The organism is Pseudosulfitobacter pseudonitzschiae (assembly GCF_002222635.1).
Classification (GTDB): Bacteria; Pseudomonadota; Alphaproteobacteria; order Rhodobacterales; family Rhodobacteraceae; genus Pseudosulfitobacter; species Pseudosulfitobacter pseudonitzschiae_A.
In genome coordinates this window covers 3,117,934-3,144,422 of sequence record NZ_CP022415.1, presented here as the reverse complement: position 1 = coordinate 3,144,422, position 26,489 = coordinate 3,117,934, and the positions used below count along the sequence as shown (strand labels likewise).

General features: G+C 58.8%; 26 protein-coding genes and 2 pseudogenes. 15 read left to right on the top strand and 13 right to left on the bottom strand.

Going from position 1 to position 26,489, the window contains the following annotated elements:
• Positions 1-68: 68 nt before the first annotated feature.
• Positions 69-1,319 carry an Hsp70 family protein gene (locus tag SULPSESMR1_RS15485; RefSeq protein ID WP_089421679.1) on the top strand — a complete coding sequence of 417 codons (1,251 nt, stop codon included), beginning with the start codon at positions 69-71 and terminating at the stop codon, positions 1,317-1,319.
• Here the strand turns inward: SULPSESMR1_RS15485 and SULPSESMR1_RS15480 are convergent.
• Genes SULPSESMR1_RS15480 through SULPSESMR1_RS15470 form a run of 3 tightly spaced genes read right to left on the bottom strand, consistent with a single transcriptional unit; the run spans position 1,316 to position 4,979 of the window.
• Positions 1,316-2,590 (bottom strand): acetylornithine deacetylase/succinyl-diaminopimelate desuccinylase family protein, encoded by a 1,275-nt coding sequence (locus tag SULPSESMR1_RS15480; RefSeq protein WP_089421678.1) that lies wholly within the window; start codon positions 2,588-2,590, stop codon positions 1,316-1,318. The genes SULPSESMR1_RS15485 and SULPSESMR1_RS15480 overlap by 4 nt on opposite strands.
• A gap of 39 nt (positions 2,591-2,629) precedes the next feature.
• Entirely contained in the window at positions 2,630-3,733 is a 1,104-nt protein-coding gene (locus SULPSESMR1_RS15475; protein ID WP_089421677.1) for a CaiB/BaiF CoA transferase family protein, read from the bottom strand.
• Positions 3,726-4,979: an aminotransferase class V-fold PLP-dependent enzyme gene (locus SULPSESMR1_RS15470; protein WP_089421676.1), complete on the bottom strand. Its 1,254-nt coding sequence runs from the start codon at positions 4,977-4,979 to the stop codon at positions 3,726-3,728. Before SULPSESMR1_RS15470 ends, SULPSESMR1_RS15475 begins: the two co-directional genes overlap by 8 nt.
• Positions 4,980-5,082: 103 nt before the next feature.
• On the opposite strand from SULPSESMR1_RS15470, the gene SULPSESMR1_RS15465 reads away from it, so the two are divergent.
• Positions 5,083-6,300 carry a class I SAM-dependent RNA methyltransferase gene (locus SULPSESMR1_RS15465; protein WP_089421675.1) on the top strand — a complete coding sequence of 406 codons (1,218 nt, stop codon included), beginning with the start codon at positions 5,083-5,085 and terminating at the stop codon, positions 6,298-6,300.
• Between the two features lie 104 nt (positions 6,301-6,404).
• Positions 6,405-6,902 carry a L,D-transpeptidase family protein gene (locus tag SULPSESMR1_RS15460; RefSeq protein WP_089421674.1) on the top strand — a complete coding sequence of 166 codons (498 nt, stop codon included), beginning with the start codon at positions 6,405-6,407 and terminating at the stop codon, positions 6,900-6,902.
• Between the two features lie 168 nt (positions 6,903-7,070).
• Here SULPSESMR1_RS15460 and SULPSESMR1_RS15455 read toward each other — a convergent pair.
• Positions 7,071-7,583: pseudogene (locus SULPSESMR1_RS15455) on the bottom strand (CAP domain-containing protein); the annotation flags it as partial.
• A 169-nt stretch (positions 7,584-7,752) separates the two neighbouring features.
• Between SULPSESMR1_RS15455 and SULPSESMR1_RS15450 the strand changes: the two are divergent.
• Both SULPSESMR1_RS15450 and SULPSESMR1_RS15445 read left to right on the top strand, forming a co-directional pair.
• Entirely contained in the window at positions 7,753-8,343 is a 591-nt protein-coding gene (locus SULPSESMR1_RS15450) for a L,D-transpeptidase (RefSeq protein ID WP_089421672.1), read from the top strand.
• Positions 8,344-8,481: 138 nt separating this feature from the next.
• Positions 8,482-8,661: a hypothetical protein gene (locus SULPSESMR1_RS15445; protein WP_089421671.1), complete on the top strand. Its 180-nt coding sequence runs from the start codon at positions 8,482-8,484 to the stop codon at positions 8,659-8,661.
• 104 nt (positions 8,662-8,765) lie between these two features.
• On the opposite strand, the gene hemH is transcribed toward SULPSESMR1_RS15445, so the two are convergent.
• Both hemH and SULPSESMR1_RS15435 read right to left on the bottom strand, forming a co-directional pair.
• Positions 8,766-9,827: a ferrochelatase gene (gene hemH / locus SULPSESMR1_RS15440; RefSeq protein WP_089421670.1), complete on the bottom strand. Its 1,062-nt coding sequence runs from the start codon at positions 9,825-9,827 to the stop codon at positions 8,766-8,768.
• Positions 9,828-9,879: 52 nt separating this feature from the next.
• Positions 9,880-10,698 carry a methyltransferase domain-containing protein gene (locus tag SULPSESMR1_RS15435; protein ID WP_089421669.1) on the bottom strand — a complete coding sequence of 273 codons (819 nt, stop codon included), beginning with the start codon at positions 10,696-10,698 and terminating at the stop codon, positions 9,880-9,882.
• Between the two features lie 14 nt (positions 10,699-10,712).
• Between SULPSESMR1_RS15435 and SULPSESMR1_RS15430 the strand changes: the two genes are divergently transcribed.
• From SULPSESMR1_RS15430 to SULPSESMR1_RS15415, 4 genes are read left to right on the top strand one after another with little or no spacing between them, the layout of a single operon-like run.
• Positions 10,713-11,447: a ComF family protein gene (locus SULPSESMR1_RS15430; RefSeq protein ID WP_089421668.1), complete on the top strand. Its 735-nt coding sequence runs from the start codon at positions 10,713-10,715 to the stop codon at positions 11,445-11,447.
• A gap of 35 nt (positions 11,448-11,482) precedes the next feature.
• The gene (gene grxC / locus SULPSESMR1_RS15425) at positions 11,483-11,740 is read left to right on the top strand and encodes a glutaredoxin 3 (protein WP_089421667.1); all 258 of its coding nucleotides are present in this window, start codon (positions 11,483-11,485) and stop codon (positions 11,738-11,740) included.
• A complete protein-coding gene (locus tag SULPSESMR1_RS15420) occupies positions 11,740-12,570 on the top strand; it encodes a carbon-nitrogen hydrolase family protein (protein WP_089421666.1) in 831 nt (276 codons plus the stop codon). Before grxC ends, SULPSESMR1_RS15420 begins: the two co-directional genes overlap by 1 nt.
• 15 nt (positions 12,571-12,585) lie before the next feature.
• Positions 12,586-13,029, top strand: coding sequence for a MarR family winged helix-turn-helix transcriptional regulator (locus tag SULPSESMR1_RS15415; RefSeq protein WP_089421665.1), 444 nt, complete (start codon positions 12,586-12,588; stop codon positions 13,027-13,029).
• Here the strand turns inward: SULPSESMR1_RS15415 and ubiG are convergent.
• The gene (gene ubiG, locus SULPSESMR1_RS15410; protein ID WP_089421664.1) at positions 13,026-13,772 is read right to left on the bottom strand and encodes a bifunctional 2-polyprenyl-6-hydroxyphenol methylase/3-demethylubiquinol 3-O-methyltransferase UbiG; all 747 of its coding nucleotides are present in this window, start codon (positions 13,770-13,772) and stop codon (positions 13,026-13,028) included. The two genes, SULPSESMR1_RS15415 and ubiG, sit on opposite strands and share 4 nt — an antisense overlap.
• A gap of 49 nt (positions 13,773-13,821) precedes the next feature.
• On the opposite strand from ubiG, the gene pip reads away from it, so the two are divergent.
• The 6 genes and pseudogenes from pip to infB all read left to right on the top strand — a co-directional run bounded on the left by pip (position 13,822) and on the right by infB (position 21,133).
• Positions 13,822-14,805 (top strand): prolyl aminopeptidase, encoded by a 984-nt coding sequence (gene pip / locus SULPSESMR1_RS15405; protein WP_089421663.1) that lies wholly within the window; start codon positions 13,822-13,824, stop codon positions 14,803-14,805.
• A complete protein-coding gene (locus SULPSESMR1_RS15400) occupies positions 14,802-15,650 on the top strand; it encodes an ABC transporter substrate-binding protein (protein WP_089421662.1) in 849 nt (282 codons plus the stop codon). The genes pip and SULPSESMR1_RS15400 overlap by 4 nt, the downstream gene beginning before the upstream one ends.
• A gap of 195 nt (positions 15,651-15,845) precedes the next feature.
• The gene (gene rimP / locus SULPSESMR1_RS15395; protein WP_240311482.1) at positions 15,846-16,382 is read left to right on the top strand and encodes a ribosome maturation factor RimP; all 537 of its coding nucleotides are present in this window, start codon (positions 15,846-15,848) and stop codon (positions 16,380-16,382) included.
• Complete coding sequence (nusA, locus tag SULPSESMR1_RS15390; protein ID WP_089421660.1) at positions 16,382-17,995, top strand: transcription termination factor NusA; 1,614 nt, start codon at positions 16,382-16,384, stop codon at positions 17,993-17,995. The genes rimP and nusA overlap by 1 nt, the downstream gene beginning before the upstream one ends.
• 22 nt (positions 17,996-18,017) lie before the next feature.
• Positions 18,018-18,640: pseudogene (locus SULPSESMR1_RS15385) on the top strand (RNA-binding protein).
• Positions 18,641-18,649: 9 nt separating this feature from the next.
• A complete protein-coding gene (infB, locus tag SULPSESMR1_RS15380) occupies positions 18,650-21,133 on the top strand; it encodes a translation initiation factor IF-2 (RefSeq protein WP_089421658.1) in 2,484 nt (827 codons plus the stop codon).
• 466 nt (positions 21,134-21,599) lie between these two features.
• On the opposite strand, the gene SULPSESMR1_RS15375 is transcribed toward infB, so the two are convergent.
• The 6 genes from SULPSESMR1_RS15375 to SULPSESMR1_RS15355 form a co-directional block, all read right to left on the bottom strand.
• Positions 21,600-22,622, bottom strand: coding sequence for a P63C domain-containing protein (locus tag SULPSESMR1_RS15375; RefSeq protein ID WP_089421657.1), 1,023 nt, complete (start codon positions 22,620-22,622; stop codon positions 21,600-21,602).
• Positions 22,615-23,535 carry an IS1595 family transposase gene (locus SULPSESMR1_RS15370; RefSeq protein WP_089421656.1) on the bottom strand — a complete coding sequence of 307 codons (921 nt, stop codon included), beginning with the start codon at positions 23,533-23,535 and terminating at the stop codon, positions 22,615-22,617. The genes SULPSESMR1_RS15375 and SULPSESMR1_RS15370 overlap by 8 nt, the downstream gene beginning before the upstream one ends.
• A gap of 141 nt (positions 23,536-23,676) precedes the next feature.
• Positions 23,677-23,811 carry a hypothetical protein gene (locus tag SULPSESMR1_RS25730; protein WP_275888369.1) on the bottom strand — a complete coding sequence of 45 codons (135 nt, stop codon included), beginning with the start codon at positions 23,809-23,811 and terminating at the stop codon, positions 23,677-23,679.
• 127 nt (positions 23,812-23,938) lie between these two features.
• Complete coding sequence (locus tag SULPSESMR1_RS15365) at positions 23,939-24,337, bottom strand: (deoxy)nucleoside triphosphate pyrophosphohydrolase (RefSeq protein WP_089421655.1); 399 nt, start codon at positions 24,335-24,337, stop codon at positions 23,939-23,941.
• Between the two features lies 1 nt (position 24,338).
• Complete coding sequence (argJ, locus tag SULPSESMR1_RS15360; protein WP_089421654.1) at positions 24,339-25,565, bottom strand: bifunctional glutamate N-acetyltransferase/amino-acid acetyltransferase ArgJ; 1,227 nt, start codon at positions 25,563-25,565, stop codon at positions 24,339-24,341.
• A 2-nt stretch (positions 25,566-25,567) separates the two neighbouring features.
• Positions 25,568-26,419 carry a peptidylprolyl isomerase gene (locus tag SULPSESMR1_RS15355; protein ID WP_089421653.1) on the bottom strand — a complete coding sequence of 284 codons (852 nt, stop codon included), beginning with the start codon at positions 26,417-26,419 and terminating at the stop codon, positions 25,568-25,570.
• Positions 26,420-26,489 lie beyond the last annotated feature (70 nt).

The following is a 26,489-nucleotide window of genomic DNA, read 5'->3' as shown; positions in this document are numbered from 1 at the left end:
GCCGTGTTGCACCCGCATGACCAAGGGGTTATGGCGGCGGCTTTCGCGTATTTTCAGGCAGTGATCACATGGCAACCCTTGGTATTGACTTCGGTACATCGAATTCGGCGGCAGGCTATGCAGTGGATGGGCAGACGCGGTTGGTCGCACTTGAGCGCGGCGAACAGACGTTGCCCACGGCGGTGTTCTTCGATTTTGACTCGCGCAAGACACTGTATGGACGGCCTGCCAATGCGGCGCTGGTTGCGGGGGACGAGGGGCGGTATATGCGCGCGCTCAAAAGCTTGCTGGGTACGTCGCTTATGCGCGAGCAGCGGATGCTGCTGAACGAACGGCAGGATTTTATCACCATCGTTGCGCGGTTTCTGGCCACGTTAAAGGCACGCGCCGAAGCGGAAAGCGGGTTGCAGTTCAACACGGCGCTGTCGGGGCGTCCGGTGTTGTTTCACAGCGCCAATGCCGAACGGAACGCGCAGGCGCTGGTTGATCTGACCGAATGCTACCACGTTGCGGGTTTTGATGCGGTCAAATTCATGCCCGAACCTGAGGCCGCCGCGCTGGCCAGTCGCGCGGCTTTGCAGGCGGGCGATTTGGGGCTGGTGATCGACATCGGCGGGGGTACGTCGGATTTTACCGTGTTCCGGCATGGTGCAGATGCGGGCATCGACATTCTGGCCAGTCATGGCGTGCGATTGGGCGGCACCGATTTTGACCGGCGGTTGTCGTTGGATCATGTGATGCCCTTTCTGGGACTGGGCAGCGACATCCGCCACGCTTTTGGCGATCAGGTGCATGCAGCGCCCCGTGCGCTGTTTGCCGATCTGGCCACATGGCAAAAAATTCCGTTTCTCTATGCCCCCGACAGCCGCCGCGCGGCGCGGGATCTGGCAAAACATGCGGTACAGCCCGAATTGTTGAACCGTCTGGTGCGGGTGCTGGAAGACGAACTGGGCCACGATCTGGCGTTCGCAGTCGAAGCGGGCAAAATCGCGGCGAACGACCCCAATGGAACAGCACTGCCCGAGATTAATATCTCGTTGTTAGAGACTGGATTAACCGTTCCGCTGCCTGCTGCGATGATGTGGGCCGGTTTGGCCGATATGGCCGATCAGGTGGGCGAGGCGGCGTTGCAGGCCGTGGCCCAAGCGCAGGTCGCACCCGAAGACATTGACAGGTTGATTTTTGTCGGCGGTTCCAGCCTGATGGCGGTGATACAGGGCGCTTTGACCCAGCGCTTTCCACAGGCTGATGTGCATCGGGGCGCGGCTCTGACGGGCATTGTCGAAGGATTGGCACTGGCAAGCGAGACGGCTTTTTAGCTCTTTGATAGCAAAAGCGTCTCTAACGCGGCACCCATCACCTTGGCGCTGTCGATCATGTCGTCGATGCCGATGTATTCGTCGGGCTTGTGCGCCAGTTCCAACAGGCCGGGGCCATAGGCGATGCAATTCTTCAGCTTGCCGATGCGGTCGATGTGTTTTTGGTCATACGATCCGGGCGAAGCGACATAGGTGGGCGGTTTGCCCATGACCTCTTCGATGGCCTTTGCAACAGTCTCTACCACCGGTGCAGTTTTGTCTGTCATCGAAGGTATCACGCTGTTCAGCTCGGTCAGTTCGTATTCGAAATCGGGGCGTGTTTCGCGCAGACCTTCCAACAGCGCTTTGACCTCGTCGCGGACCTGATCCAGCGTTTCCTCGACCAGATAGCGGCGGTCGATCACGATGCGGCAACTGTCGGGCACACAATGTGCGGGCAGACCGGTGAAATCGTCGGTTTGTTCTTTTTGGCCGCCATGGATCGAATTGATGTTCATTGTCGACTGCCGCGCCCCTTCGGGCACGACGGGCATATCGGTGAACCGCGCGGCCATCGCAGGGAAAAGCTTGGTTTCGAATTCGGATAGCACCGCCCCCATGTGGCGGACCGCGCAATCGCCCAGAAACGGCATCGACCCGTGGGCGATCTCGCCCTTGGTTTCGATCTCGGCCCACCAACCGCCACGGTGGCCCAGACAGATACGGTCTTTTTGCAGGGGTTCGGGGATAATGACGTGTTGCACCTTGTTAGGGTCGAAAAATCCCTGTTCGGCCAGATAGGCAACACCGCCATAGCCGCCCGATTCCTCATCGGCCGTGCCTGAGATTTCGATCGCCCCTTGAAAATTGGGGTGCTCTTCGATGAACGCCTCGGCTGCGATGATCGACGCCGCCAATCCACCCTTCATGTCGCAAGCACCGCGCCCGTAAATCTTGCCGTCGGAAATGTCACCGCCAAAGGGGTCAAAGGTCCAACCCTGACCCACTTCGACCACATCTGTGTGGCTGTTGAAGTGCACACACTCTCCCGTTTGCGCCCCGTCACGCCGTGCGACGATGTTCCAGCGGGGATATTTCTCGCTGTCGCCAGGCGTGCCAAATGCACGGATCAGTTGCGTCTGAAACCCATGCTTGGACAGGCGTTTATCAAGGAAATCACAGATTTCGCGATAGTTTTCGCCCGGAGGGTTCAAAGTGGGGATGCGGATCAAGTCCTGCGTCAGCTGGATCAAGTCGTCGCGTTTGTCGGTGATGCGGTTGGTGAGTGTCATGGTGATACCTTTGAATCTTGGTTCGGGAATGGCAAGGCGTCAGGCCCAGGATTTCAGCACGTCTTCTACGGTTATCATACCCGCATCACCATGGGTTGGCGGGTCCGAAGGTGTGTGGGAAAAGCGTGGTACAGGGCCAGGTTGGACAATGCCATCGGTGGCGACAAAGGTGCCGCGGGCGACGTTGTGCGGGTAATCCGGCGCTTCGGACATAGATAGAACGGGGGCAAAACAGGCATCGACACGTTCCAGAATTTCCTGCCAGTGAGTGCGGGGTTTGCTGTGGAAAAGCGTCTCTAACGCGGCCTTCATTGCGTCCTGATCGCCGTATTGATCAGCAAATCGCGGATCATCCGACAGGCCCAGTTGCGCCAGCAGTTCTGCAAAGAACTGCGGTTCGAGCGGGCCAAGGGCAACATAGCCGCCACAGGCTGTTTCATAGCAACGATAGCTGGCAAGGCCTCCGTTCAGAATGTTGCCGCCGCGTGCCTCATCTTTGTGCACACCTGCGGCCATCAGGCCGTATTGCATCAGCATCATCAGGGCTGCTCCGTCAGACATGCAGGCATCGACGACTTGGCCCTGACCGGTCCCGCGCGCGTGTAAAACGCCGGCCAGTACACCGGCCAGCAGCATCATGCCGCCGCCCGCCAGATCGGCGATGATGTTTTGCGGTGGCGGTGGTGGCGCGCCAGCCGGGCCGATCGACCATAGTGCGCCGGAAATCGCCATATAGTTCAGGTCGTGGCCCGCGCGGTCGCGCAATGGTCCGTCCTGTCCCCAACCAGTCATGCGCCCGTAAACCAACGCAGGGTTCGCGGCCATCATATGCACAGGACCAAGGCCCAGACGTTCCATGACACCGGGGCGAAACCCTTCGATCACCACTTCGGCCTTGGCGATCAGGGTTTGTGCCTGCGCCCGATCATCGGGGTTGCGCAAATCCAGCGTGACGCTTTGGCGCGAGCGGTCGTACAGGTTGTGCTTTTGTGCGATCCCGAACATCGGCTTTTGACCGGGGCGGGCGATGCGAATCACTTCCGCACCCATGTCGGCCAGCATCATGCAGGCGAAGGGCGCAGGCCCAAGACCCGCCATTTCCACAACGCGCAGCCCGCGCAGGGGCCCGTTGCGGTCAAGCATCGTCGGACATCTTTTTCATGGCGGACAGAAACGCGGTGACCTCGGCTTCGGAGTTGTAGTGACACAGTGACACGCGCACCGCTGCGGGCAGACCCAGAGGATCAAGCACATTGCCCGAATAATGGTCGGCCTTGCGCACATGGGTGCGGATGCCTTGGGCATTCAGGCGGGCGACGATGTCAACGGCGGGGATGGTGTCCATTGCAAAGCACACCAGACCCTCGCGGGCCGGATTGTCATCGCCGCCAATGATCTGCACGCCAGGCAAGTCGGTCAGGCCGGGCAGGTTGCCAGTGCCGTTCAACATGGTCTGGGTCAGGTGTATTTCATGTGCGTGTATCGCGTCGCCTGCCGCTTCGATGCGCGCGCGGCGGTCGGGGGCCTCAGAGACTTGCCCGCCCAGCCAGTCGAAATAGCCGACCACATCGGAAAATGTCGCATAGGCGCCGGTGTCGCGGGTGCCCATTTCCCAGTTTTCCAAAGGCCCGCCCAACAACGCCTCAAGCGGAAGCTGGCTGAGCCGGTCGGACGCCCATGCAATGCCGTAGCCATGGCGCGAAAATACTTTGTAGGGACTGACCACATAGCCGTCGATGTCGGCGGCGTCGATGTCGATGCCGCCGTGACTGGCATGCTGGATACCGTCCACAATGATCAGGCAGTCGGGCGACACAGCGCGGATCGCCTGCGAGATTGCGGCGACGTCCATGCCCATGCCGGTCACGGGCGAAGTGTGCAGTATCGTGGCCACGCGCACATCAGGCGTCATTACGGCAGCATAGTTCTGGGCCGTGACCAGCCCGCGCGCGGTGTCATGTGGCACGCTGATATAACCCACACCCGCCTTTTCGGCCCAGATCTGTGCCGCACTGCGTGATGCGGGGTGTTCGATGGTCGAGCCGATAACGGTGCCCTTGGCCCCCATCACGGCGGTGCGGATCAGACGGAACAGCAGTTCGGTGCCGCTTTCGCCGACAAAGAACTGGCCCGAGGCTGTGTTGAAAAACGTGGCCATGTCGGATTTGGCCGTTTGGATAATCTTGACCAAAGCCTTGGCTGCCGGATTGTCGCGCCCTTGGTTGTCAGGAATTGCTGCGAATTTGGCAGAGGTGTCTACCGCCGTTTTCAGCGTCAGCGCGCCGCCCGCGTTTTCGAAAAAGATGCGTGGCCCTGCAAAGGGGCATTCATCGACATGCGCAAAACGGGCGCGGATCTCATCCAGAATGGGGGCAAGCGGTGACGGCATTTTGTGTCCTTTTGGTGCGTGGGACATTCGTCTGCCAAAATCGGGCGACGTGCAACTGTTCGATGGGGCTTCTGTGCGGCGATGCTTCGCGCTAAGACGCGGTATGACACAACATACAATCATCCGCCTTGGACATCAGGGCGACGGAATTGCCGAAGGTCCGGTTTTTGCCCCCCGCACATTGCCCGGCGAAGTGGTCAGCGGCACGCTGGACGACACGCAACTGAACGACATTCGGATCGAGGTTCCCTCGGGTGATCGCGTCGCAGCCCCTTGTCGCCATTACAAGGGGTGCGGCGGCTGCCAGTTGCAGCACGCAAGCGATGCGCTGGTGTCTGATTTCAAGGCGGACGTGGTCAAGGCAGCCCTTTCCGCACACCGGTTGCAAACCGAGGTGCGCTCGACGCTGACCTCGCCCGCACAATCGCGCAGACGGGCGACGTTTTCGGTGAAGCGTACCAAAAAGGGCGCAACGGCGGGTTTTCATGGCCGCGCGTCTGGCGTGATTGTCGAAGTGCCCGATTGCCTTCTGGTCGATCCCGCGTTGCTGCCCGCACTTGAGGTGGCCAAAGCGCTGGCGTTGGTCGGAGCCAGTCGCAAGGGCGAAATGTCGGTGGCCGCGACGCTGTCGGGCGAAGGGCTGGATATTTCGGTGCAAGGCGGCAAGCCACTGGACGGGCCGCTGCGGGTGCAGTTGGCGCAGGCGACTGAAACCCACGGGCTGTGCCGTCTGGCATGGGAGGGCGAAGTGATCGCCGCGCGCGCGCAGGCATGGCAGGCCTTTGGGGCGGCGCGGGTCGTGCCGCCACCCGGTACTTTCTTGCAGGCAACCTTGCACGGCGAGCAGACTTTGCAGGCTTTGGTTCTAAACATATGCGCGGGGGCCAAGTCGGTCGCGGACCTGTTCGCGGGGTGCGGGACGTTCAGTTTTCCGCTGTTGGCGCAGGCCGAGGTGCACGCCGTCGAAGGCGACGCCGAGATGACAGCGGCGATGGCCGCTGGCTGGCGTGCAGCGGGTGGTTTGCGCCCTCTGACTTCAGAGGCACGCGATCTGTTCCGCCGCCCCTTGCTGCCCGACGAGCTTAAGCGGTTTGACGCAGTGGTGATTGACCCGCCCCGTGCGGGTGCGGCGGCGCAAGTGGCGCAGATTATTGAGAGTGCGGTGAAAACAGTGGCCTATGTTTCATGCAATCCTGTGACGTTTGCACGGGACACGGCGCAATTGGTCGAGGCGGGTTTTGTGCTGGAATGGGTGCAGCCGGTGGACCAGTTTCGTTGGTCGTCCCATGTGGAACTGGTCGGCAAGTTGACGCGCGTCTGAGCTGCTTTTGTGCGATAACGGCTTGGTGGATGCGCAGATTCGGTGTACCGATGCAGTGCAGTAAATGGTAGCCTGATAACAGGCACGCAAGGCAGGACTATACAATGAAACGCAGGGCATTGATCCTTGGTGGAGTCGCGGCGGCGATTGTGCCCGCATGTACCCCAAGTAAATTCAAACGCTACAACGGCCCTGCCGTTACCTTTGTGGTGGTGAACAAATCCAGACGCGAGATGTTCCTGTTACACAAGGACCGCGTGTTAAAAGCCTATGCCATCGACCTTGGGTTCGCGCCGATTGGCCACAAGCTCTTTGAGGGCGACGGGCGCACGCCCGAGGGGCTTTACCTGATCGACCGGCGCAACCCGAATAGCAAATTCCATCTGTCGGTTGGCATCTCGTATCCCAATGAAAACGACCGCGCCGCGGCAGAGGCACTGGGCAAAAAGCCCGGCGGTGATATCTTTATTCACGGAAAATCAGAGAAACGGAAAAAGGGCCGGAACGACTGGACCTGGGGCTGTATCGCCGTGACCGACAAAGAGATCGAAGATGTCTATGCGATGGTGGGCGACGGCACGCCGATCCAGATCAACGCATAGTCATAAGAACGCGACGGGCCGATGGCCCGCCGCAGGGCTGGCTGATTATTCGGTGGTTTCGACAATTCCTGCGGCGTCATCCGCAGAAGTTGTGGTTTGGTCCACACGCGCAGGGACACGGCGCGACGCTGCCGGATTGGCCTGTGGTACGATCGCGGTGCTGTTCGGGTTGCCCATGACCATTGTCCACCAGATCTTGCCGTTGCTTTCCTGATGCCACGAGAAACCCATTTGACTGGCATCACGAGCCAGAATGGTGCGGCGTGTGTCGGGCTGTGCCATCCACGCGGCCAGTGTTTCCAGCTCTGATTCGTAGGTTTCAGAGATGTTTTCGCCCACAAGACGCCCCGGATAGCCAACGCGTTGCAGCCGGTCGATTGGCGAAGAGCCGTCGGAACCGAAGTGCCAAGGGCGGTTTTGCACCGACATATCGCGCGAGTGAGTCGCGGCGGCCGCGTTCAATTGCGGGTTCAACTCAACTGGTGCGGCCCCTTGGGCCTGACGCAGGGCGTTGACCGAATCAAGCATACGGTATTGCAGTTTTGATGTGTCCCCCGCACGGATGCGGTAGAGTTTTGGTGCTGATTGCCCATCCGAGGTCATCGTGGGTTGCGACGGGGGCACCGCGCAGGCGCTGAGGACCAGAAGGCCCGCCAGCAGCAGGGAAATAATACGGATCATGACAGGCTCCAGTAGGATTGGTTTCGAATTGGAATACAGTGCCACGCGTGGCAATTCAAACGCACATAGGCGTGAGCTTGCCAGATGACAGTTGTTTGAATTGCGACTGCGTCTTTCGCGCCATATATACAAGGGCAAATACAGCATCCGCTCAACAGGAGGACATGCAATGTCCAGCAAGCGCTTTGATTTCAAGAACCGCCGTGCCTTTTTGGCGGGCTCTGCCGCGTTGCTTTCAACACCGGCTTTGGCACAGATTCCTGCCGGTCAGGCAGAGCGTGATCCGACACAGTCCGTGCGCCGCAACGTTTCCAGCTTTCGGACGCTGGATTGGCAGCCCTATTTCGACAACCTGAAAAACGGTGCAATTCTGGTCGATATTGACAGTCGCGCGGTACACTACTGGAGCGAAGACCGTTCCGTTTATAAATTGTACCCCTCCAGCGTTCCGCTGACCGAAGATCTGACCCGTCGCGGTCGTACAAGTGTTGTGCAAAAGGTGACAGGCCCCAGCTGGCGGCCGACCCCGTCGATGTTGCAGCGCAACCCCGAATGGCCCGATTTTATCGGCCCCGGCCCAGATAACCCATTGGGAACGCACGCTTTGTACCTGAGCTGGACCTATTATCGTATTCACGGAACGCATGACACACGCAAAATTGGCCGCCGTTCGTCCAACGGATGCATCGGTTTGTACAACGAGCATATTCAAGAGCTATTCGCGATGGCGAAAGTGGGCACACAAGTGTTGCTAATTTGACGACATCGGACTGATTAGCGGCCTTTGTGCGGCAATGTGGGTTTGCAATCACCCTTATTTGCTGTTTACAACGAGATACGAGGTAAGTCTTGGGTGCGCGTCCGCACAATTGCTGGCGCGCTTTTTCTGGAGGTTAACATGAAAAAACTCGTTCTCGCCGCCGCTCTGACAGCTGCTGCAACTACCGCATTCGCCGGCGCTCCTGCCGATCCGATTATCGAAGCACCCGTCGTGGTTGAAGAAGCTACTTCTTCGTCTGCCGGCATCCTGCTGCCCCTGCTGCTTCTGGCACTGGTGGCTGCAGCTGTTGCTGACTAAGCGACGCTTCATACCAATAGAGAAGGCGGTACTTCGGTGCCGCCTTTTTTATGTCTGAAATTTGAATTGCTGCGGGGCTGAGGTCTAACGGCACTTGGGCGCGGCTAGACCAGCCAGCCGCGCAGGTTTTCCTCAATCACGTTCGACAGCGCCTGAATGTGCGCGGGATCGTCGTTCAGACACGGAATATAGGTAAAGCTTTCGCCGCCTGCGTGCTCGAAACTTTCGCGAATCTCTTCGTTGATCTCTTCCAGCGTCTCGATGCAGTCAGCCGAAAACGCAGGGGCGCAGACCGCGATGCTTTTCTTGCCGGCTTTGGCCTGCCGCGCCACTTCTTCGACCGTATAGGGTTGCAACCATTCCTCTGGGCCGAACTTTGACTGAAAGGTCGTCATAATCTCGGTGTCGTCCCAGCCCAGCCGTTCTTTCAGCCGGCGTGTCGTTTTCTGACACTGGCAATGATAGGGATCGCCCTGCATCAGATAGCGCTGTGGTACGCCGTGATAGGAACACAGCAGAATATCGGGCCGTTGGTCCATTTGCGCATAGCCACGTTCGATAGATTGGGCCAGCGCGTCGATATAATCCGCGCGATCAAAGTAGGGCGCAACGGTACGCGCAACAGGCTGCCATGTTTCTTTCTGCAGGGCGCTAAAGAACGCGTCATTGGCGGTGGCCGATGTGGCGCCAGCGTAATGCGGATACAGCGGGAAAAACAAGATCTTGCGGCAGCCCGCTTCGGTCAAAGCACGTACTTTCGACTCGGTCGACGGGTTGCCATAGCGCATGCAATAATCAACCATCACCGTATCGCCAAAGCGGCTTTTCATGGCTTGGGCGATCTTGGCTGTCTGCGCCTTGGTGATGGTCAGCAGCGGGCTTTCGTTTTCAGCTTCGTTCCAGATGGACTTATATGCGGCCCCGGAACTGAAGGGGCGCTTCGTCAGAATCACCGTCTGCAACAGGGGTTGCCACAGCCACGGCGAATAATCGATGACGCGGCGGTCAGACAGGAATTCGCTAAGATAGCGGCGCATCGACCAATAGTCATAGCCGTCCGGCGTGCCCAAATTGGCCAGCAACACGCCGACGCGCTCGGCGGGGATGGCCGGATGGTCTGGCGCTGCATGGGCAGGACGCTGGGCAATGGTCTGAGTGTCAGGCATAAGATCTTCCGCTGTTCGGGTCGACCGAGACATAGAGGGTTTTGGCGCAAGTTCAATCTGACAAGGGGCGTTCTGCGACATTGAGCGCATCTGCAAGCCGTTGTTGTGCCGATCCGGGGCGCAACGCCTTGGGCTGGCTGGGGTCGGGCGCCCATCCGGCCAGAAATACCAGATCGAATGTTGTACGGATACGGCCCGTATCTGTACCAAAGGCAGACTGATAGCGCGCGACCGCATCCATCATCACCGCTTTGCGCGTGGGTTTGCGCAGCCGCCCGGTCAGGGCGTTGGTTTCGCCCATCGCACGCAGGTCATGCATCAGATGCAGGGGGGATTTATAGTCCACCCGCTGGGTCAGAACATCCGCCACCGGCAGGGCAAAGCCTGCACGTTGCAGTAGCGCGCCAAGATCGCGGACTTCGCCCATGGGCGCGATGCGCGGGCTGAGGCCGCCGGTTATCGCTACTTCGGCCTCGGCCAGACAGGCACGCAGTTCGTTCAGGGTTTGACCACCGAAACACACACCCAGAAACAGGCCGTCCGGTTTCAGCGCGCGGTGGCATTGGATCAACTGACCCACAGGATCATTGGCCCAGTGCAGACCCATCGCATGAACCACCAGATCATGCGAAGCCGGCTGCAGATCCAATGTTTCCTGATCGGAAGCAACCGTACAATCCGGAACTAAAGTCCCCCAGACCTGTGGAAAGCCCGTGACCACGGCGGCCTTCGTAAACGACCTGTTAACCAGTTCCAGCCGATCCTGAATTTCATCGCGTGCCGTATGGTGCAGGAACAGGGCATCGGCCCGTGTCCGGTGGCGGTGCGCCGTCAATGCGGCGGTGTCGGTCAAGGGTGCGGGTGCGTTCATGGAGCTTAGATAGAATGGTTGCGACGCGGTTACAAACAGCCCTTTCCCTTCTCTATCCGGCGCGGTGTCTTGGCTGTGGCACCGTGGTCAACGACGACTTTGGCCTGTGCGGTAGCTGCTGGCGCGACACGCCTTTTGTGGGTGGGGCGATCTGTGATTCATGTGGGGCACCTTTGCCGGGGCAACAAGGCGTGGATGTGGCACATTGCGATTCCTGTCTGCGTGACCCGCCACCGTGGGATCAGGGGCGTGCGGCGCTGGTGTATCAGGATCGGGCGCGGACGCTGGTTCTGGGGCTGAAACACGCAGATAAACAAGAGGTTGCAGTGCCCGCGTCGGGCTGGATGGCCCATGCGGTGCGCGATATCGTTGTGCCGAACATGCTGGTGGTTCCCGTGCCGCTGCATTGGACGCGGATGCTCAAGCGGCGGTACAATCAGTCTGCGCTTTTGGCCAGCGCGTTGGCAAAGCGGCTGGAACTGCCCTATTGCCCCGACTTGCTGCTGCGTACCCGTCGCACGCGCAGTCTGGATGGGTTGGACCGGACACAGCGGCGGGCCATGCTGGACGGTGCGCTGAAGCTGAACCCGTCGCGCACGCACTGGATCGCTGCAGGCAGGGCAGTGCTGTTGGTTGATGATGTGATGACATCGGGTGCGACACTGGCCGAAGCGACCCGAACCGTTCATGCGTCCGGCGCAGGGCGGGTGTGCATGGTCGCACTGGCGCGCGTGACCAAAGAGACCTAGATATTGGACAACTGACCTATATCGAGGATACCAACATGAAACCTGTTGAAATCTACACGACGCCCATTTGCGGTTTTTGCCACCGAGCCAAACAGTTGCTGAACCAAAAGGGCGTGGACTTTCTGGAATTCGACGTGATGTCCAACCCCGAGCGTAAGGCCGAGATGGTCCAGCGCGCCAATGGCAGCCGCACCGTTCCGCAAATTTTTGTCGGTGATGATCATGTCGGAGGTTGTGACGATCTTTTTGCCTTGGAACGTCAGGGTAAACTGGATGCGCTACTGGCTGCCTGATGAAATCCGCCCTGCTGCAACTGAACGTCGGGGATGATCCGGCGGCTAATTTGATCGAGACCACGGCACTTCTGCGTGCAGCCGTGGCTGATGGCGCGCAGTTTGTGTTGACGCCCGAGGTGACAAACTGCATCTCGACCAATCGCGATCGCCAGCGGGCAGTTTTGCAGGACGAAGCATCGGATATCACGCTGGCCGGTCTGCGGGCCGAGGCCGTCACGCTTGGCATTTGGCTGCTGATCGGCTCGCTTGCGGTCAAGACAGACGATCCCGACGGGCGCTTTGCCAACCGCCAGTTTCTGATCGGACCGGATGGCGGGATCCGGGCGCGTTACGACAAGATACATATGTTCGACGTGCAAATCGCAGAGGGCGAAACCTATCGCGAATCTGCGGGCTACCGGCCGGGCCGTCGGGCGGTGGTCGCTGATCTGCCAGAGCTCCGGTTGGGCATGGCCATCTGCTATGATATGCGTTTTGGTCATCTGTCGCGGGCTTTGGTACAGGCGGGTGCGCAGGTTCTGGTCTATCCTTCGGCGTTTTCGCCGGTCACGGGTGCTGCACATTGGCACAGCCTGCTGCGGGCCCGCGCGATTGAAAGCGGTGCGTGGGTTCTGGCGCCCGCGCAGACCGGCACACATCGCGCGACGTCGGGTCCCCAGCGCAGCACTTTCGGCCATTCCCTTGTGATTGACCCATGGGGCGATGTAGTAGTGGATGCAGGAACGGACCCCGGTTTCCGGGTGTTCGATCTGGAAATTGACAGGGTCGCGGACGCCCGACGCCGTATTCCGGCGCTGGAAAACGCCCGTGAATTTGACGGACCATGATGTACCAGTGACCACATGACCCAAGACAAGGACGCATTGGCCATCGCGCTGTTCAGCGAGGTTTTGGCCGCCGATCAGACTGTACGCAACCGTCTGGGACGGGTGCTGCCCAAAGGTATGGAAATCTCGCATTTTTCGGTTCTGAACAGTCTGGCGTGGCACCACGGCGAACGCACGCCCGCGCAACTGGCCGAGACGTTCAACGTGACACGCGGGGCAATGACCAACACGTTGCGCAAGCTGCAATGGCAGGGCTATGTCCACATTCGTCCCGACTGGGACGATGCGCGGCGCAAGCTGGTGGCGATCAGCCCCGCAGGCGCGCAAGCTCGCGAAGCGGCGGTGTCCGCCATTGCGCCGCTATTTCGCGATCTGGTGGACAAAGTGGGCGAAGAACAGGTGCGTGCGGCCATTCCCACCCTGCGCGAATTGCGCAACCAGCTGACTGACAAGGCTTAGCGTGGCTTCACGCTGGCCGTAACATAGTTCACGCTTAGATCACGTTCAGACAGCCGCCAAGCCCAAGTGAGCGGGTTGAAAACGAATCCCTGACGATCCACAGGATCAAGCCCCGCCTGCTTCAGCAAATCAAACAGCTCGTCCGGTGTGATGAACTTGGACCATTCGTGGGTGCCCTTGGGCAGCCAGCGCATGATGTGTTCGGCCCCGATGATCGCCATCGCAAAGGATTTCGGGTTGCGGTTCAACGTGGAACAAATGTGCAAGCCGCCGGGTTTCAGCAACGCGTGGCACGCGGTCAGATAGGCCAGCGGGTCCGATACGTGTTCGACCACTTCCATGTTCAATACGGCATCGAACTGTTCACCCGCCGCCGCCATATCCTCGGCGGTGGTGTGGCGATAGTCGATTTGCAATCCCGATTGCTGGGCATGAACCTGTGCCACGGGTATATTGCCCGCAGCGGCATCTGCACCCACAACCTCGGCCCCAAGCCGTGCCATCGGTTCGGCCAGCAATCCGCCACCACAACCGATGTCCAGAATGCGCAGGCCCGCAAAGGCGTCGGGCATATTCAGATCGCGGTCGAATTCGGCGGCGATCTGGGTGGTGATATAATCCAGCCGGCAGGGGTTCAGCATGTGCAGTGGCTTGAATTTACCCGTGGGATCCCACCACTCGGCGGCCATTGCCTCGAATTTAGCGACCTCTGCGGGATCTACGGTGCCGTGATGCGCTTGCATTCTGCTCTCCATATGCTCAATTGTTCCTTGCACCCTATATAGGACGGTCATGGACAAGTACCCGGATCAAAAACGCGCAGTGCAATATCTGTACCCGCCGGTTGACCCGTTCGACCATCGGATGATGGATGTGGGCGACGGGCACAAGATTTATGTCGAGCAATGCGGCAATCCGTCAGGGATTCCTGTCGTTGTTTTGCATGGTGGTCCCGGTGGCGGATGCAGCCCTGCGATGCGGCGGTATTTCGATCCTGCTGTGTTTCGTGTGGTGCTGTTCGATCAGCGTGGCTGCGGGCGGTCGCGCCCCTATGCAGCGATCGAAAACAACACAACATGGCATCTGGTGCGCGACATCGAAGTGATCCGTAGTGCACTGGGCATCGACAACTGGATCGCCTTTGGTGGCAGTTGGGGTGCCACGCTGGCGCTGATCTATGCGCAGACCCATCCCGGCCGCGTCCGCGATCTGGTGCTGCGTGGCGTATTCACCATGACCAAGGCCGAGATCGACTGGTTCTACGGCGGCGGCGCAGGCAAATTCTGGCCCGAGGTTTGGGCGCGGTTCATCGCCCCAATCCCCGAGGACGAGCGGGGCGATTTGGTGGCGGCCTATCACAAGCGGCTGTTCAGCGGGGACCGGATGGTGGAAACCAAATTCGGGCGTGCTTGGGCATCGTGGGAAAATACGCTGGCGTCGATTCACAGCACTGGCACCGGTGGTGAAGCGCCGGGAGAATATGCGCGGGCGTTTTCGCGGCTTGAGAACCACTATTTCATAAACAACGGGTTTTTAGAGTTCGATGGCCAGATTTTGGCCAATATGGACAGGATTGCCGATATCCCGGGCACCGTGGTGCAGGGACGATATGACATGATCTGCCCACCGCAAAGCGCCTATGCCATCGTGCAGAAGTGGCCCAAGGGCAATCTCAAGATGATCCGCAATGCGGGGCATGCGCTGTCCGAGCCCGGGATCAGTTCGGAGCTGGTGCGCACAATGGATCGTATCGGCCAGACGGAGCAGCACGTATGAAACGCATGGACCGTCGTGCATTGTTTGCTTCGGGTGCGGCTGCCGCGTTGCTGGCGGCGACAGGCGTGCAGGCGCAGATTGTGCCGCGCTCTGGTGGTCGGTTGCGGGCGGCCCTTTCGGGGGCGTCGCGCAATGATGGTTGGGATTTGGCGCCAAACGGTTTGTTCATGATGGCCGCGCAGCACACGGTGTTCGAGGCGCTGACCGAAGTGGCCGCTGATGGCAGTTTGCGCGGTGCGCTGGCGACCGGTTGGTCGGGTTCGGATGGCGGCCAGACTTGGGCGTTTGATCTGCGCCCGGGTGTGATGTTTCATGACGGCAATCCGCTGCGGGCGCAGGATGCTGTGACCAGTTTGGCGCCATACGTGGACGGCAGTGTGCGCGCCGATGGCACGACGCGCGTTGTAGTGCGGCTGGTGCAGGCGCAGGCCGATCTGCCCTATGTTTTGTCAGGTGTGCTGATCCGTCCGGTGGATGCCGATGCGCGGGCGCAGGGTGTGGGCACAGGGCTGTACCGCGTGCAGAAATTTGATGCGGGCCGCCAGTTCATCGGCGCGCGGGTGCCCGACCACTACAAGAGCGCACGCGCGGGGTGGTTCGACACGGTCGAGTTTGTGTCGATCCCCGCCCAAGAGGTCCGCGCCGAAGCGCTGCGAGCCGGTCTGGTGGACGCCGCCGACGTGTCAGGCGCAGATGTGCTGGCGGACGACCGCGCCTTTATGCACCTGCCCGATGCCGCGCGCTGCCAGCAAATCGTGCATCGCGACATTGGTGTTCCGGCGGAAATTGGCACACGGCACGCGCTGGATGATCTGCGCATGGCCGAACGCTGGTGGCGGGTGTAGATCAAGGGGGCTTGCAGTTGCGGCCACCTCGGCGTATATGCCCTTCAACAGCGGCGCGCTGGGGTCCAAACCCGACGCTCCACCGAGAAAGAGCAACGGGCCGCGCGCCCGTTTTTTTGTGTCCGCTTGAATGTGCTTGGAAATGATCACGTGACCGTAAATGACCTGATAGCCAAAGCCGCCATCGACCGCCGCATGGCCGAGATCATCACTCCGGTGATCGAGGATTTGGGGTTTGAACTGGTGCGCGTCCGTCTGATGAGTGGCAAGGAATCGATTCTGCAGATCATGGCCGAACGTCCCGAAGGCGGGATCGAGGTGGATGATCTGGCTGAAATCTCGACCGCCGTCAGCGCCACACTGGACGTCGAAGACCCGATTCTGGATACCTACACGCTGGAAGTCTCCAGCCCCGGTATCGACCGCCCGCTGACCCGCCTGAAGGACTTTGCGACCTTCGAAGGCTATGAGGCGAAGCTGGAAACCGACGAGCTGATCGACGGTCGCCGCCGCTTTAAGGGCGAGTTGGCCGGTGTCGAGGATGACGAGGTTCTGATTAACATCGAAGAGGGCACGATCGGCCTGAAGTTTGAATGGCTCAGCGATGCCAAACTGGTGCTGACCGACGACCTGATCAAAGAGATGCTGCGCCAACGCAAACAGGCGGGCGTTCTGAATGAAGATGCATTTGACGATATTGAGACCGAAGGGTCCGATGAGGAGAAAGACTGATGGCTATTACATCTGCAAACCAGCTTGAGCTGCTGCAAACCGCCGAGGCTGTTGCCCGCGAAAAGATGATCGACCCCGGTCTGGTCATCGAGGCGATGGAAGAGTCGCTCGCCCGTGCTGCCAAAAGCCGCTATGGCGCAGAGATGGACATTCGTGTTGCCATCGACCGCAAGACCGGTCGCGCCACCTTTACCCGTGTGCGTACCGTGGTCGAAGAGGATGATTTGGAAAACTACCAGTCGGAATTCACGGTCGCGCAAGCCAAGGAATACATGGACGACCCCAAGGTCGGTGACACTTTTGTCGAAGAAGTGCCCCCCGTAGAAATGGGTCGGATCGCTGCGCAGTCTGCCAAGCAGGTGATCCTGCAAAAGGTCCGCGAAGCCGAACGTGACCGCCAGTACGAAGAATTCAAAGACCGCGCAGGCACGATCATCAACGGTCTGGTCAAGCGCGAGGAATATGGCAACGTCATCGTCGATGTCGGCGCAGGCGAGGCGATTTTGCGCCGGAACGAAAAGATCGGCCGCGAAAGCTATCGCCCGAACGATCGTATCCGCGTCTACATCAAGGACGTGCGCCGCGAGCAACGCGGGCCGCAGATTTTCCTGTCGCGGACCGCGCCCGAGTTCATGGCCGAGCTGTTCAAGATGGAAGTGCCCGAAATCTATGATGGCATTATCGAGATCAAGGCAGTCGCCCGCGACCCCGGTTCGCGCGCCAAGATTGCCGTGATAAGCTATGATAACTCGATTGACCCTGTCGGTGCCTGCGTTGGTATGCGCGGCAGCCGTGTTCAGGCCGTCGTGAACGAGCTTCAAGGCGAAAAGATTGATATTATTCCGTGGAACGACGACCAGCCCACATTCTTGGTGAACGCGCTGCAACCGGCAGAAGTGTCCAAAGTGGTTCTGGACGAAGAAGCGGGCAAGATCGAAGTTGTGGTTCCTGAAGAGCAACTGAGCCTGGCCATTGGCCGTCGTGGCCAGAACGTGCGTCTGGCCTCGCAGTTGACCGGTCTGGACATCGACATCATGACCGAAGCGGAAGAATCGGCCCGCCGTCAGGCCGAGTTCGAGCTGCGCACCAAACTGTTCATGGACACGCTGGATCTGGATGAATTCTTTGCCCAGCTGCTGGTCGCCGAAGGGTTCACCAGCCTCGAAGAGGTCGCTTATGTCGAGCAGGACGAACTGCTGGTCATCGACGGCGTCGATTCGGACACCGCAAACGAGCTGCAAGCCCGTGCGCGTGACGTGTTGGCCGAGCAGAACAAAGCCGCACTTGCAGCGGCCCGTGAGCTGGGTGTTGAAGACAGTCTGGTTGAATTCGAAGGCCTGACACCCCAAATGATCGAGGCGCTGGCCAAAGATGACGTCAAAACGCTGGAAGACTTTGCTACCTGCGCTGACTGGGAACTGGCTGGTGGCTGGACCACGGTGAATGGCGAGCGTGTCAAAGACGATGGCGTGCTTGAGCCCTTTGATATCAGTCTGGAAGAAGCGCAGACCATGATCATGACTGCGCGCGTTTTGCTGGGCTGGGTTGACCCGACCGAACTGGAGTCTGACGAAGAAGAGTCGGACGATACAGACGAGGAGGCCGAGGCCTGATCGCGGGTCTCGGGATTAGCTGATGGGACGCGGTGGCGCCTCGAAAGACCGAGAAGACGGTCCGGAACGCAAGTGCATTGCCACGGGCGAAGTCCAACCTAAATATGGGTTGGTCCGGTTCGTGGTTGGTCCGGATATGCAGATTTTCCCGGATATTGCGGGCAAACTGCCGGGCCGTGGCATTTATGTCGCGGCAGATCGGGACGCGATACAAAAGGCCGTGACCAAAAAACTGTTTTCGCGTGGTGCGAAAATGCAGGTCACGGTGCAGGAAGATCTGGTAGACGAGGTTGAGCGTCAGTTGGCGCGGCGTGTCGTCGACCTGATTGCGCTGTCCCGCAAGTCCGGCCGTGCGGTCGCGGGCTATGAAAAGGTTAAAACCTGGCTTCAAACCGAAGAGGCCGAAGTGTTGATCCAAGCTGTGGACGGATCGGCCCGTGGCAAGACTAAATTGAGCACTCCGCACTACGGCAGCTACATTGGCTGGCTTAGTGCGGATGAATTGGGTTTGGCATTCGGACGTCAAACTGTGATACATGGGGCGCTCGCCTCTGGTGGACTCACGCAACGTGTTGTAGAGGAAGCCCGAAGGCTGAAGGGTTTGCGCCCAAACGCATAGATGGCAGGGGCCATCTGGAAGGATAGACGAGCTAGATGAGCGATACAGACGGTAAGAAGACATTGGGACTGCGCGGAGGCGCGCGTCCGGGGAATGTGAAACAGAGTTTCAGCCACGGGCGGACCAAGAACGTCGTCGTCGAAACCAAACGCAAGCGCGTTGTGGTGCCCAAGACAGGTGCGTCCAAGGGAGGCGCCAGCGGTGCTTCGCTGGGTGATCCTGCAAAACGTCCCGCAGGTATTACCGATGCGGAAATGGAACGTCGCCTGAAGGCCGTTCAAGCTGCACGGTCGCGCGAGGTCGAAGAGGCCGCTGCACGCGAAGCGGAAGAAAAGGCACGCGCTGAAGACCGCGAGCGCCGCCGCGCCGAGCAGGAAGCGAAAGAGCAAGAAGAGCGCGATCGCGAAGAAAGCCTTAAGGCGAAGGCCGAAGAGGAAGAGCGCAAGCTGCGCGAGGCTGAAGCCGCCGCACAAGCGGCTGCCGCACCGGCGCCTGCTGCTGCCGAACAGCCGCAGCGCGCTGCGCCTTCGCGCCCCGCGCCGCAGGATGCAACAGCCCGCAAGAAAGATCGCGACGCCGATCAGCGCAACAACCGCAACAAGGGCGCTGACGATGGTCGCCGCTCTGGCAAGCTGACGTTGAATCAGGCTCTGTCCGGTGGTGAAGGTGGCCGTCAACGTTCGATGGCCGCAATGAAGCGCAAGCAAGAGCGTGCGCGTCAAAAGGCGATGGGTGGTTCGGTCGAGCGTGAAAAGGTTACGCGCACCGTCAATCTGCCCGAAGCTATCGTTGTGTCCGAGCTGGCCAACCGTATGGCAGAGCGCGTGGGCGACGTTGTGAAGTCGCTGATGCAGATGGGCATGATGGTTACACAAAACCAGACCATCGACGCCGACACAGCCGAACTGATCATCGAAGAATTTGGCCACACCGTGAACCGCGTGTCCGACGCCGACGTCGAGCAGGTGATCCACGAAGTCGAAGACAAACCCGAAGATCTGCAACCGCGTCCTCCGGTCATTACGATCATGGGCCACGTTGACCACGGCAAGACATCGCTGCTGGATGCAATCCGCAACGCCAAGGTTGTCGCAGGCGAGGCCGGTGGCATCACCCAGCACATCGGTGCCTATCAGGTTGTGACCGACACCGGTGCTGTCCTGTCGTTCCTCGACACACCGGGTCACGCGGCGTTTACGTCGATGCGTTCGCGCGGTGCTCAGGTGACGGACATCGTGGTTCTGGTGGTTGCCGCAGATGACGCCGTGATGCCGCAGACGGTCGAGGCGATCAACCACGCCAAGGCCGCTAAGGTTCCGATGATTGTTGCGATCAACAAAATCGACAAACCGGGTGCAAACCCTGACAAAGTGCGCACCGATCTGTTGCAGCACGAAGTCATCGTCGAGAAAATGTCGGGCGAAGTGCAGGACGTTGAAGTGTCGGCCATCAATGGCGACGGCTTGGACGATCTGTTGGAAGCTATCGCGTTGCAGTCCGAACTGCTGGAGCTGAAAGCAAACCCGAATCGCGCCGCCCAAGGTGCCGTGATTGAGGCGCAGCTGGACGTGGGCCGCGGCCCTGTTGCCACGGTTTTGATCCAGAACGGGACATTGCGTCAGGGCGACATCTTTGTTGTGGGCGAGCAGTACGGCAAGGTCCGTGCGCTGATCAACGACAAGGGCGAGCGTATCAAGGAAGCGGGCCCATCGGTGCCTGTCGAGGTCCTGGGCCTGAATGGAACACCCGAAGCGGGTGACGTTCTGAACGTGACATCGACCGAAGCCCAAGCGCGCGAAATCGCTGAATATCGCGAGAAAGCCGCCAAGGACAAACGGGCCGCCGCCGGTGCCGCCACGACGCTGGAACAGCTGATGGCGAACGCCAAGGAAAACGAGAATGTCAGCGAATTGCCGATTTTGGTGAAAGCAGATGTTCAGGGCTCCGCCGAAGCGATCGTTCAGGCAATGGAGAAAATCGGCAACGACGAGGTGCGCGTGCGCGTGCTGCACTCGGGTGTTGGTGCCATCACAGAGACCGACGTGGGTCTGGCCGAGGCATCGGGTGCGCCGATCATGGGCTTTAACGTGCGGGCCAACGCATCGGCACGCAACACCGCCAACCAAAAGGGCGTCGAGATCCGCTATTATTCGGTGATCTATGACCTTGTGGACGATGTAAAAGCGGCCGCCTCCGGCCTGCTGAGCAACGAGATCAAAGAGAACTTTATTGGCTATGCCAACATCAAAGAGGTCTTCAAGGTCACGGGTATCGGCAAGGTCGCGGGCTGTCTGGTCACCGAAGGCGTCGCACGTCGCAGTGCTGGTGTGCGTCTGCTGCGCGACAACGTTGTGGTTCACGAGGGCACGCTGAAAACGCTGAAGCGCTTCAAAGACGAAGTGTCCGATGTGCAGTCCGGTCAGGAATGCGGTATGGCGTTCGAAAACTACGACGACATTCGCGAAGGCGATGTGATCGAGATTTTCGAGCGCGAAGAGGTGACACGCACACTTGCGTGATCCATCTGCTCAAACAAATAAAAAAAGGGGCCTATATACTTAACTAGCCACGAATGCGGGTTCGACTTACGCCATAACGGCTAGAACGGTTTCTCTGGACAGTCGAGTCCTCGTTTTGTACTCATTTTGTTAAGAGGTGACGGCTACCATCTTCTTACAAGCGTCTAGGGCTGCAACCCATTAACGACGCGGCCAAGAGCGGCAATGCGAAATTACGCGCTCCCATCTACCCAACCGGAACCGGATATATGAGCATACACTCACCGGTTTCGGCCAACTGCAAGTTACCATCTAAGGCACCTCCTATGTGGATTGTTGGAAAGCAGTCCAACGCTCCGAAGGCGCACCCTACGCCCTCGCCGCGCATCAAGGGCGGTTCAGGTGCTAAGGAGTATGACGGTAGCCGTCTTCCTTCTTGTATCGAATCGGCAGTCAGTGAGTCGAGTCTCTTTTTGTTCTCCATTAATTAATCTTCCCCTAGGTCGAATTCCATCTGGTCGCCATACGCGCGTTTAAACAGCGCTTTAAATGCGCTTGGATTGTTTGCAGGTGAGGCACGCAAAAGCGCCATCACGCCAGCCAGTTGGGATTGAAGGTGGTTTTTCCCCACGTCCACCGTCAGGTGCTGAAAGTGCTTTCTCTTCCGTTGATAATTGCTGTCCGTAGGGTTTTCCTTGTCCAACTGGGGCAGCACGGGGTCAGGGAGTTGTTCATAGATAAGCTGTCGTAGAAGTTTGCCCGCGTATCGCGGTCCCCGGTTGTCCGAACGTCTCTCCCAGCCGTAAACGCGATACAACTCATCGAAGAACTCTTTTGGAACGCTTTGCAGATATGGGCGATGTTCTGGCAATACGTAAGCCGATAGAATTTGCTGTAGGGCGTCATGGCGCCTGATCTCTTGATAACCCGTCGCCTCGTCGATCAATGCGACGATGGCGACCTCATCAAGTCCTTCAAGCAATCTCTTCGCTTGCTGCCCTATGTGGTATTGGACAGGCTTTAAGGCGCCAGCATCATATGCTTCCTGCCAGACCCTGAGAACCTTGGGAAAGGCAGTAGCCAACAATCCGTTACCTATGGCGCCTGACTTGGTGGCTTTGTACTGAACGGGATGGGTCAGTATGTATATCAAATCATTGGGAATAAATGGCCTTAGGTTGTTAGCGGATAGATAAGGCGGCAAGTTTAAGGCGCCATCCTCTTTCTTGCGAAGCCAGTGAGAACCGCCACGCTTAGTTCCCATCGCCTTGCTTACGCCACGGTCGGATATTAGCCGCGTCTCATCAGCTAGAACAACGCAGTCAATCTCGACGTCTGCGATACTCATTTTACCCTTAACGATTGCAACGGGAACCTCATCAGGCATATCGAATGCGGGCAAAGGCGTTGGCGCCTTCATCTTTCCGTTGTCAGCCTTAGGTGCCACGGCATCAACAACATCCTCGAAAGCGGCGTCTATTGGGTCAATCTTTTCTGGGATTTTAGCCATTAATCAGGTCCTTATAGGTCAGACGCTTATCAACCATCCGGTCAATCGTCATGTTGATGAAGTTAATTGTGCCAACCTTGGCAGTGTTGTGGCGGAACGAGAACTCATTGATATAGCGGTGCAGATGGTCTTCGCTCATGTAGTGGTAAACGCCGATGTAGCCGCGCTTAAGCAATGACCAGAAGCTTTCAATGCCGTTTGTGTGGGCCATATCACGAACATACTCACCAGCGGAGTGACGAACTGTCTTGTGGGTGTAGCCCTTGGCGGCAAGGCCATTGTAGGCGCGGAATTCATCTGTGACGACTTCGCCGCCTACGGGTGCGTTGTCCTGCACGAAGCCAACCAGCGTTGCGGCATCGGTGCGCTTTACCGGATTGGCGCGAACCACGCCATTCTGGTCACGCATACCGACCACTGCGGTCTTGCCGACAGCGCCGCGACCAGCGTGAAGCTTCTTGTCGGCGTGTTTGTTCTTTTCTTTGCCGCCAACATAGGTTTCATCGACCTGAACCTGACCGTCCATTTTGTCGTTGTTGCCGTTCATCCATGTTTCGCGGATGCGCTGTGCAAGGAACCATGCGGTTTTCTGGGTGACGCCCAATTCGCGGGCCATCTGGGTGCTGGGGATACCCTTGCGGGCACTGGTGAGCATGTAGATAGCCAACAGCCACTTGAGTAGGGGAAGGCGGCTCTCTGCCAACACGGTGCCTGTGCGGACGCTGAAATGTTTGCGGCAATCCTTGCAGCGATAAGCCATTGGCTTGTGATCTTTGCACTCCGTAACGGAGACTGAACCGCAGTGACCGCAGACAGGTTCATCATTCCAGCGGCGCTTTTCGAAAAAGAGACGGGCCGCTTCCTCATTCGGGAATTTCTGGAAGAACTCAAATGTGCTAAGTGTATCAGTCATGGGCCTAATCTCTCTTGTTGAGATTAAACTAGCCAAGAGCCGATCTTGCGTCAAGCCATTTTTGGCTAGTTAAGTATATAGGCCCCTAAAAAAAGGGACGGCCCGCAAGAGCCGTCCCTTTTTCTTTTTCGTGAGTTCGGTTCAGATTGCGGGGCTGACCGGCGCACCCGAAAAAACGCGCCCATCGACATCCACGCTCATGCGGCCATCTGGCAGCATCGCCACAAATCTGCCCTGAACGAACACGCAACTGCCCAGCAAAATCGTTTTCAGCATAATTTTCTCTCCCCCGTGTTAAACACAGCTCTATTAAGAGGCAGTTTTTAAATTATGTCATGAGAAAATTACAAAAAATGAAAAAAGGGGTGATCCTTTCCAAATCGATGACATTTGGCCCCGTTTTTTACAGCCAATCGCGTAAAATCGGGATCAACGGAACGTCAGCAGCGGGCATTGGATAGGATTTAAGGTCATTTGGCCTGACCCATTTCAACGCTTGGTTCTCTTTTGACATCGGTGTTCCGCCCCACTTGCGGCAGGCGAACAGCGGCATCAGAAGGTGGAAATCGTCATAGCTGTGGCTGGCAAAAGTCAGGGGAGCGAGACAGCTTTGCCATGTCTCGATCCCCAACTCTTCGTATAATTCACGGATTAGGGCCGCCTCGGGCGTTTCGCCCGTTTCGACCTTGCCGCCCGGAAATTCCCACATACCAGCCATCGATTTACCCTCTGGACGCTGTGCCAACAGCACGCGCCCATCCACGTCGATCAGGGCAACAGCCGAAACAAGCACAACCTTCATCTTAGGACCGGTAGTCGGCGTTGATGTCGATATAGGCGTGGGTCAGGTCGCAGGTCCAGACGGTGGCCGTGGCCTCGCCCAGACCCAGATCAACGGCGATGTTGATCTCGTTGCCCTTCATGTGCGCGGCGGCGTCAGCTTCGGAGTATTGCGGGCTGACCCAGCCATCTTCGGCTACGACCACGTCGCCAAATCGGATGCTCAGCAGGTCGCGGTCTGCCGGTGCGCCGGATTTTCCGATGGCCATGACAACGCGGCCCCAGTTGGGATCTTGACCTGCGATCGCGGTTTTCACCAGCGGCGAGTTTGCGATGGCCATCGCGTGGATTTTGGCATTGGCGGAGGTGTCTGCGCCAGACACGGTAATTTCAACGAACTTGGTAGCCCCTTCGCCGTCACGGACGACCTGAAACGCCAGATCCTGCATCAGCCGGTGTACGGCGTCGGCAAAGCTGGCGTCACCTGTCACGTCGACGCCCGAGGCGCCGGTGGCTGCCATTATCACGCTGTCGGACGTGGAAGTGTCACTGTCTACGGTGATGCAGTTGAACGTCAGGTCGGAGGAGGTGGACACGATTGCTTGCAGGTTGTCCTGTGCGATCCGTGCATCTGTAAAGATATAGACCAGCATCGTCGCCATATCGGGCGCAATCATGCCCGATCCTTTCGCGATGCCCACGATGGTAATGGTCTGACCGTCCATCTCGATGGTTTCCACAGCACCCTTGGGGTAGGTGTCCGTGGTCATGATCGCGCGGGCAGCGTCCGAGATGCCGTCCTCGCGCAATGCGTCGTTCAGATCGGGCAGTTTGTCCACCACGCGGTCATGGGGCAGCGGTTCGCCTATGACTCCTGTAGACGAAGTAAAGACACGCACAGAGGGCACGCCACAATTGATTGAGACGGCCTCGACGATGGCAGAGACAGATTCAGCGCCATGTTTGCCGGTAAATGCATTGGCATTGCCCGAGTTTACAAGGATGGCCGCACCGCCAGCCGGATCACCACCCAGTTTTGCCTGACAATCCAAAACCGGCGCCGCGCGGGTCGACGAACGGGTGAACACGCCTGCGATGGTCGTGCCGGGCACCAGTTTGGCCAGCATCACGTCGGAGCGTCCGGCATATCGGACGCCGGCGGCGATCGTGGCAAAAGTCACACCGTCCACCACAGGCAGATCGGGAAAGCGTGCGGGCGCTAGCGGGGACAGTGCGGTTTTGCCAGCCATCGTTATTCGCCCAATGTCAGAGTGCTGAGAACCGATGGGTCGATACCGTCGGCGCCATCGCGGTTCACATCGGCGTCGGCCACAAGCGCATCAACGGCGGCTGTCACCGCCTCCGAGCGCACTTGCTGCTCAAGTTCGGTGCGGACGTCTTCCATTGCGGGTGCTTCGGCGTTGCGCACTTCATTCAGTTTGATCACGTGCCAGCCAAACTGTGTCTGTACCGGATCGGAAATCTCGCCCGCTTCCATTGTCGCAACGGCAGTTTCGAATTCGGGCACCATCGCGCCCGGCCCGAACCAACCCAGCGAACCGCCACCGGGCCCCGACGGGCCTGTTGATTTTTCGCGCGCTGTGGCTGCGAAATCGGCGCCGCCTTTCAGCTCTTCAACCAACGCTTTGGCTTCTTCTTCGGTTTCTACCAGAATGTGGCTGGCGTTGAATTCTTTGGTCGGCTCGGCGTTGGCATATGTCGCGTCATATGCGGCTTGTAGTGCTTCGTCGGTTACGGCTGTGGCCAGAATTTTCTCGATGGCTTCGCCCGCGACCAGCGAACGGCGCTCGTTTTCCATCGACAATTCAACGCGCTTGGGCAGGTCACCCTCAAAGCTTTGTTCCAGCGCGGTCTGCTGGACCAATTGGTCGAGGATGCCGGGAAACAGCACTTCGTCGGGCAGTTGCTGGTATTGCTGGGGCAGGGTGGCCTTGGCCACCAGCATGTGGCCCAAGGTGATTTCGACGCCGTCTACATTGGCGACCACGGTAGACAAGGAAGGTGTTTCATCCTGCGCGTGCAGCGGTTGGGATAAGGTAAGTGCGACCGCAATGGCGGGCAGAATGGCAAAGCGTTTCAGCATGGAATGGTCCTGTTCAGTTGTTGCCGCGTGTTCTGCGACCCCTCGTGGCCGGACGCGACATTGACACGGT

Coding starts and splice junctions, on each gene's coding strand:
- SULPSESMR1_RS15485 (WP_089421679.1), top strand. CDS start 69: ATGGCAACCCTTGGTATTGACTTCGGTACATCGAATTCGGCGGCAGGC.
- SULPSESMR1_RS15480 (WP_089421678.1), bottom strand. CDS start 2,590: ATGACACTCACCAACCGCATCACCGACAAACGCGACGACTTGATCCAG.
- SULPSESMR1_RS15475 (WP_089421677.1), bottom strand. CDS start 3,733: ATGCTTGACCGCAACGGGCCCCTGCGCGGGCTGCGCGTTGTGGAAATG.
- SULPSESMR1_RS15470 (WP_089421676.1), bottom strand. CDS start 4,979: ATGCCGTCACCGCTTGCCCCCATTCTGGATGAGATCCGCGCCCGTTTT.
- SULPSESMR1_RS15465 (WP_089421675.1), top strand. CDS start 5,083: ATGACACAACATACAATCATCCGCCTTGGACATCAGGGCGACGGAATT.
- SULPSESMR1_RS15460 (WP_089421674.1), top strand. CDS start 6,405: ATGAAACGCAGGGCATTGATCCTTGGTGGAGTCGCGGCGGCGATTGTG.
- SULPSESMR1_RS15450 (WP_089421672.1), top strand. CDS start 7,753: ATGTCCAGCAAGCGCTTTGATTTCAAGAACCGCCGTGCCTTTTTGGCG.
- SULPSESMR1_RS15445 (WP_089421671.1), top strand. CDS start 8,482: ATGAAAAAACTCGTTCTCGCCGCCGCTCTGACAGCTGCTGCAACTACC.
- hemH (WP_089421670.1), bottom strand. CDS start 9,827: ATGCCTGACACTCAGACCATTGCCCAGCGTCCTGCCCATGCAGCGCCA.
- SULPSESMR1_RS15435 (WP_089421669.1), bottom strand. CDS start 10,698: ATGAACGCACCCGCACCCTTGACCGACACCGCCGCATTGACGGCGCAC.
- SULPSESMR1_RS15430 (WP_089421668.1), top strand. CDS start 10,713: ATGGTTGCGACGCGGTTACAAACAGCCCTTTCCCTTCTCTATCCGGCG.
- grxC (WP_089421667.1), top strand. CDS start 11,483: ATGAAACCTGTTGAAATCTACACGACGCCCATTTGCGGTTTTTGCCAC.
- SULPSESMR1_RS15420 (WP_089421666.1), top strand. CDS start 11,740: ATGAAATCCGCCCTGCTGCAACTGAACGTCGGGGATGATCCGGCGGCT.
- SULPSESMR1_RS15415 (WP_089421665.1), top strand. CDS start 12,586: ATGACCCAAGACAAGGACGCATTGGCCATCGCGCTGTTCAGCGAGGTT.
- ubiG (WP_089421664.1), bottom strand. CDS start 13,772: ATGCAAGCGCATCACGGCACCGTAGATCCCGCAGAGGTCGCTAAATTC.
- pip (WP_089421663.1), top strand. CDS start 13,822: ATGGACAAGTACCCGGATCAAAAACGCGCAGTGCAATATCTGTACCCG.
- SULPSESMR1_RS15400 (WP_089421662.1), top strand. CDS start 14,802: ATGAAACGCATGGACCGTCGTGCATTGTTTGCTTCGGGTGCGGCTGCC.
- rimP (WP_240311482.1), top strand. CDS start 15,846: ATGGCCGAGATCATCACTCCGGTGATCGAGGATTTGGGGTTTGAACTG.
- nusA (WP_089421660.1), top strand. CDS start 16,382: ATGGCTATTACATCTGCAAACCAGCTTGAGCTGCTGCAAACCGCCGAG.
- infB (WP_089421658.1), top strand. CDS start 18,650: ATGAGCGATACAGACGGTAAGAAGACATTGGGACTGCGCGGAGGCGCG.
- SULPSESMR1_RS15375 (WP_089421657.1), bottom strand. CDS start 22,622: ATGGCTAAAATCCCAGAAAAGATTGACCCAATAGACGCCGCTTTCGAG.
- SULPSESMR1_RS15370 (WP_089421656.1), bottom strand. CDS start 23,535: ATGACTGATACACTTAGCACATTTGAGTTCTTCCAGAAATTCCCGAAT.
- SULPSESMR1_RS25730 (WP_275888369.1), bottom strand. CDS start 23,811: ATGCTGAAAACGATTTTGCTGGGCAGTTGCGTGTTCGTTCAGGGCAGA.
- SULPSESMR1_RS15365 (WP_089421655.1), bottom strand. CDS start 24,337: ATGAAGGTTGTGCTTGTTTCGGCTGTTGCCCTGATCGACGTGGATGGG.
- argJ (WP_089421654.1), bottom strand. CDS start 25,565: ATGGCTGGCAAAACCGCACTGTCCCCGCTAGCGCCCGCACGCTTTCCC.
- SULPSESMR1_RS15355 (WP_089421653.1), bottom strand. CDS start 26,419: ATGCTGAAACGCTTTGCCATTCTGCCCGCCATTGCGGTCGCACTTACC.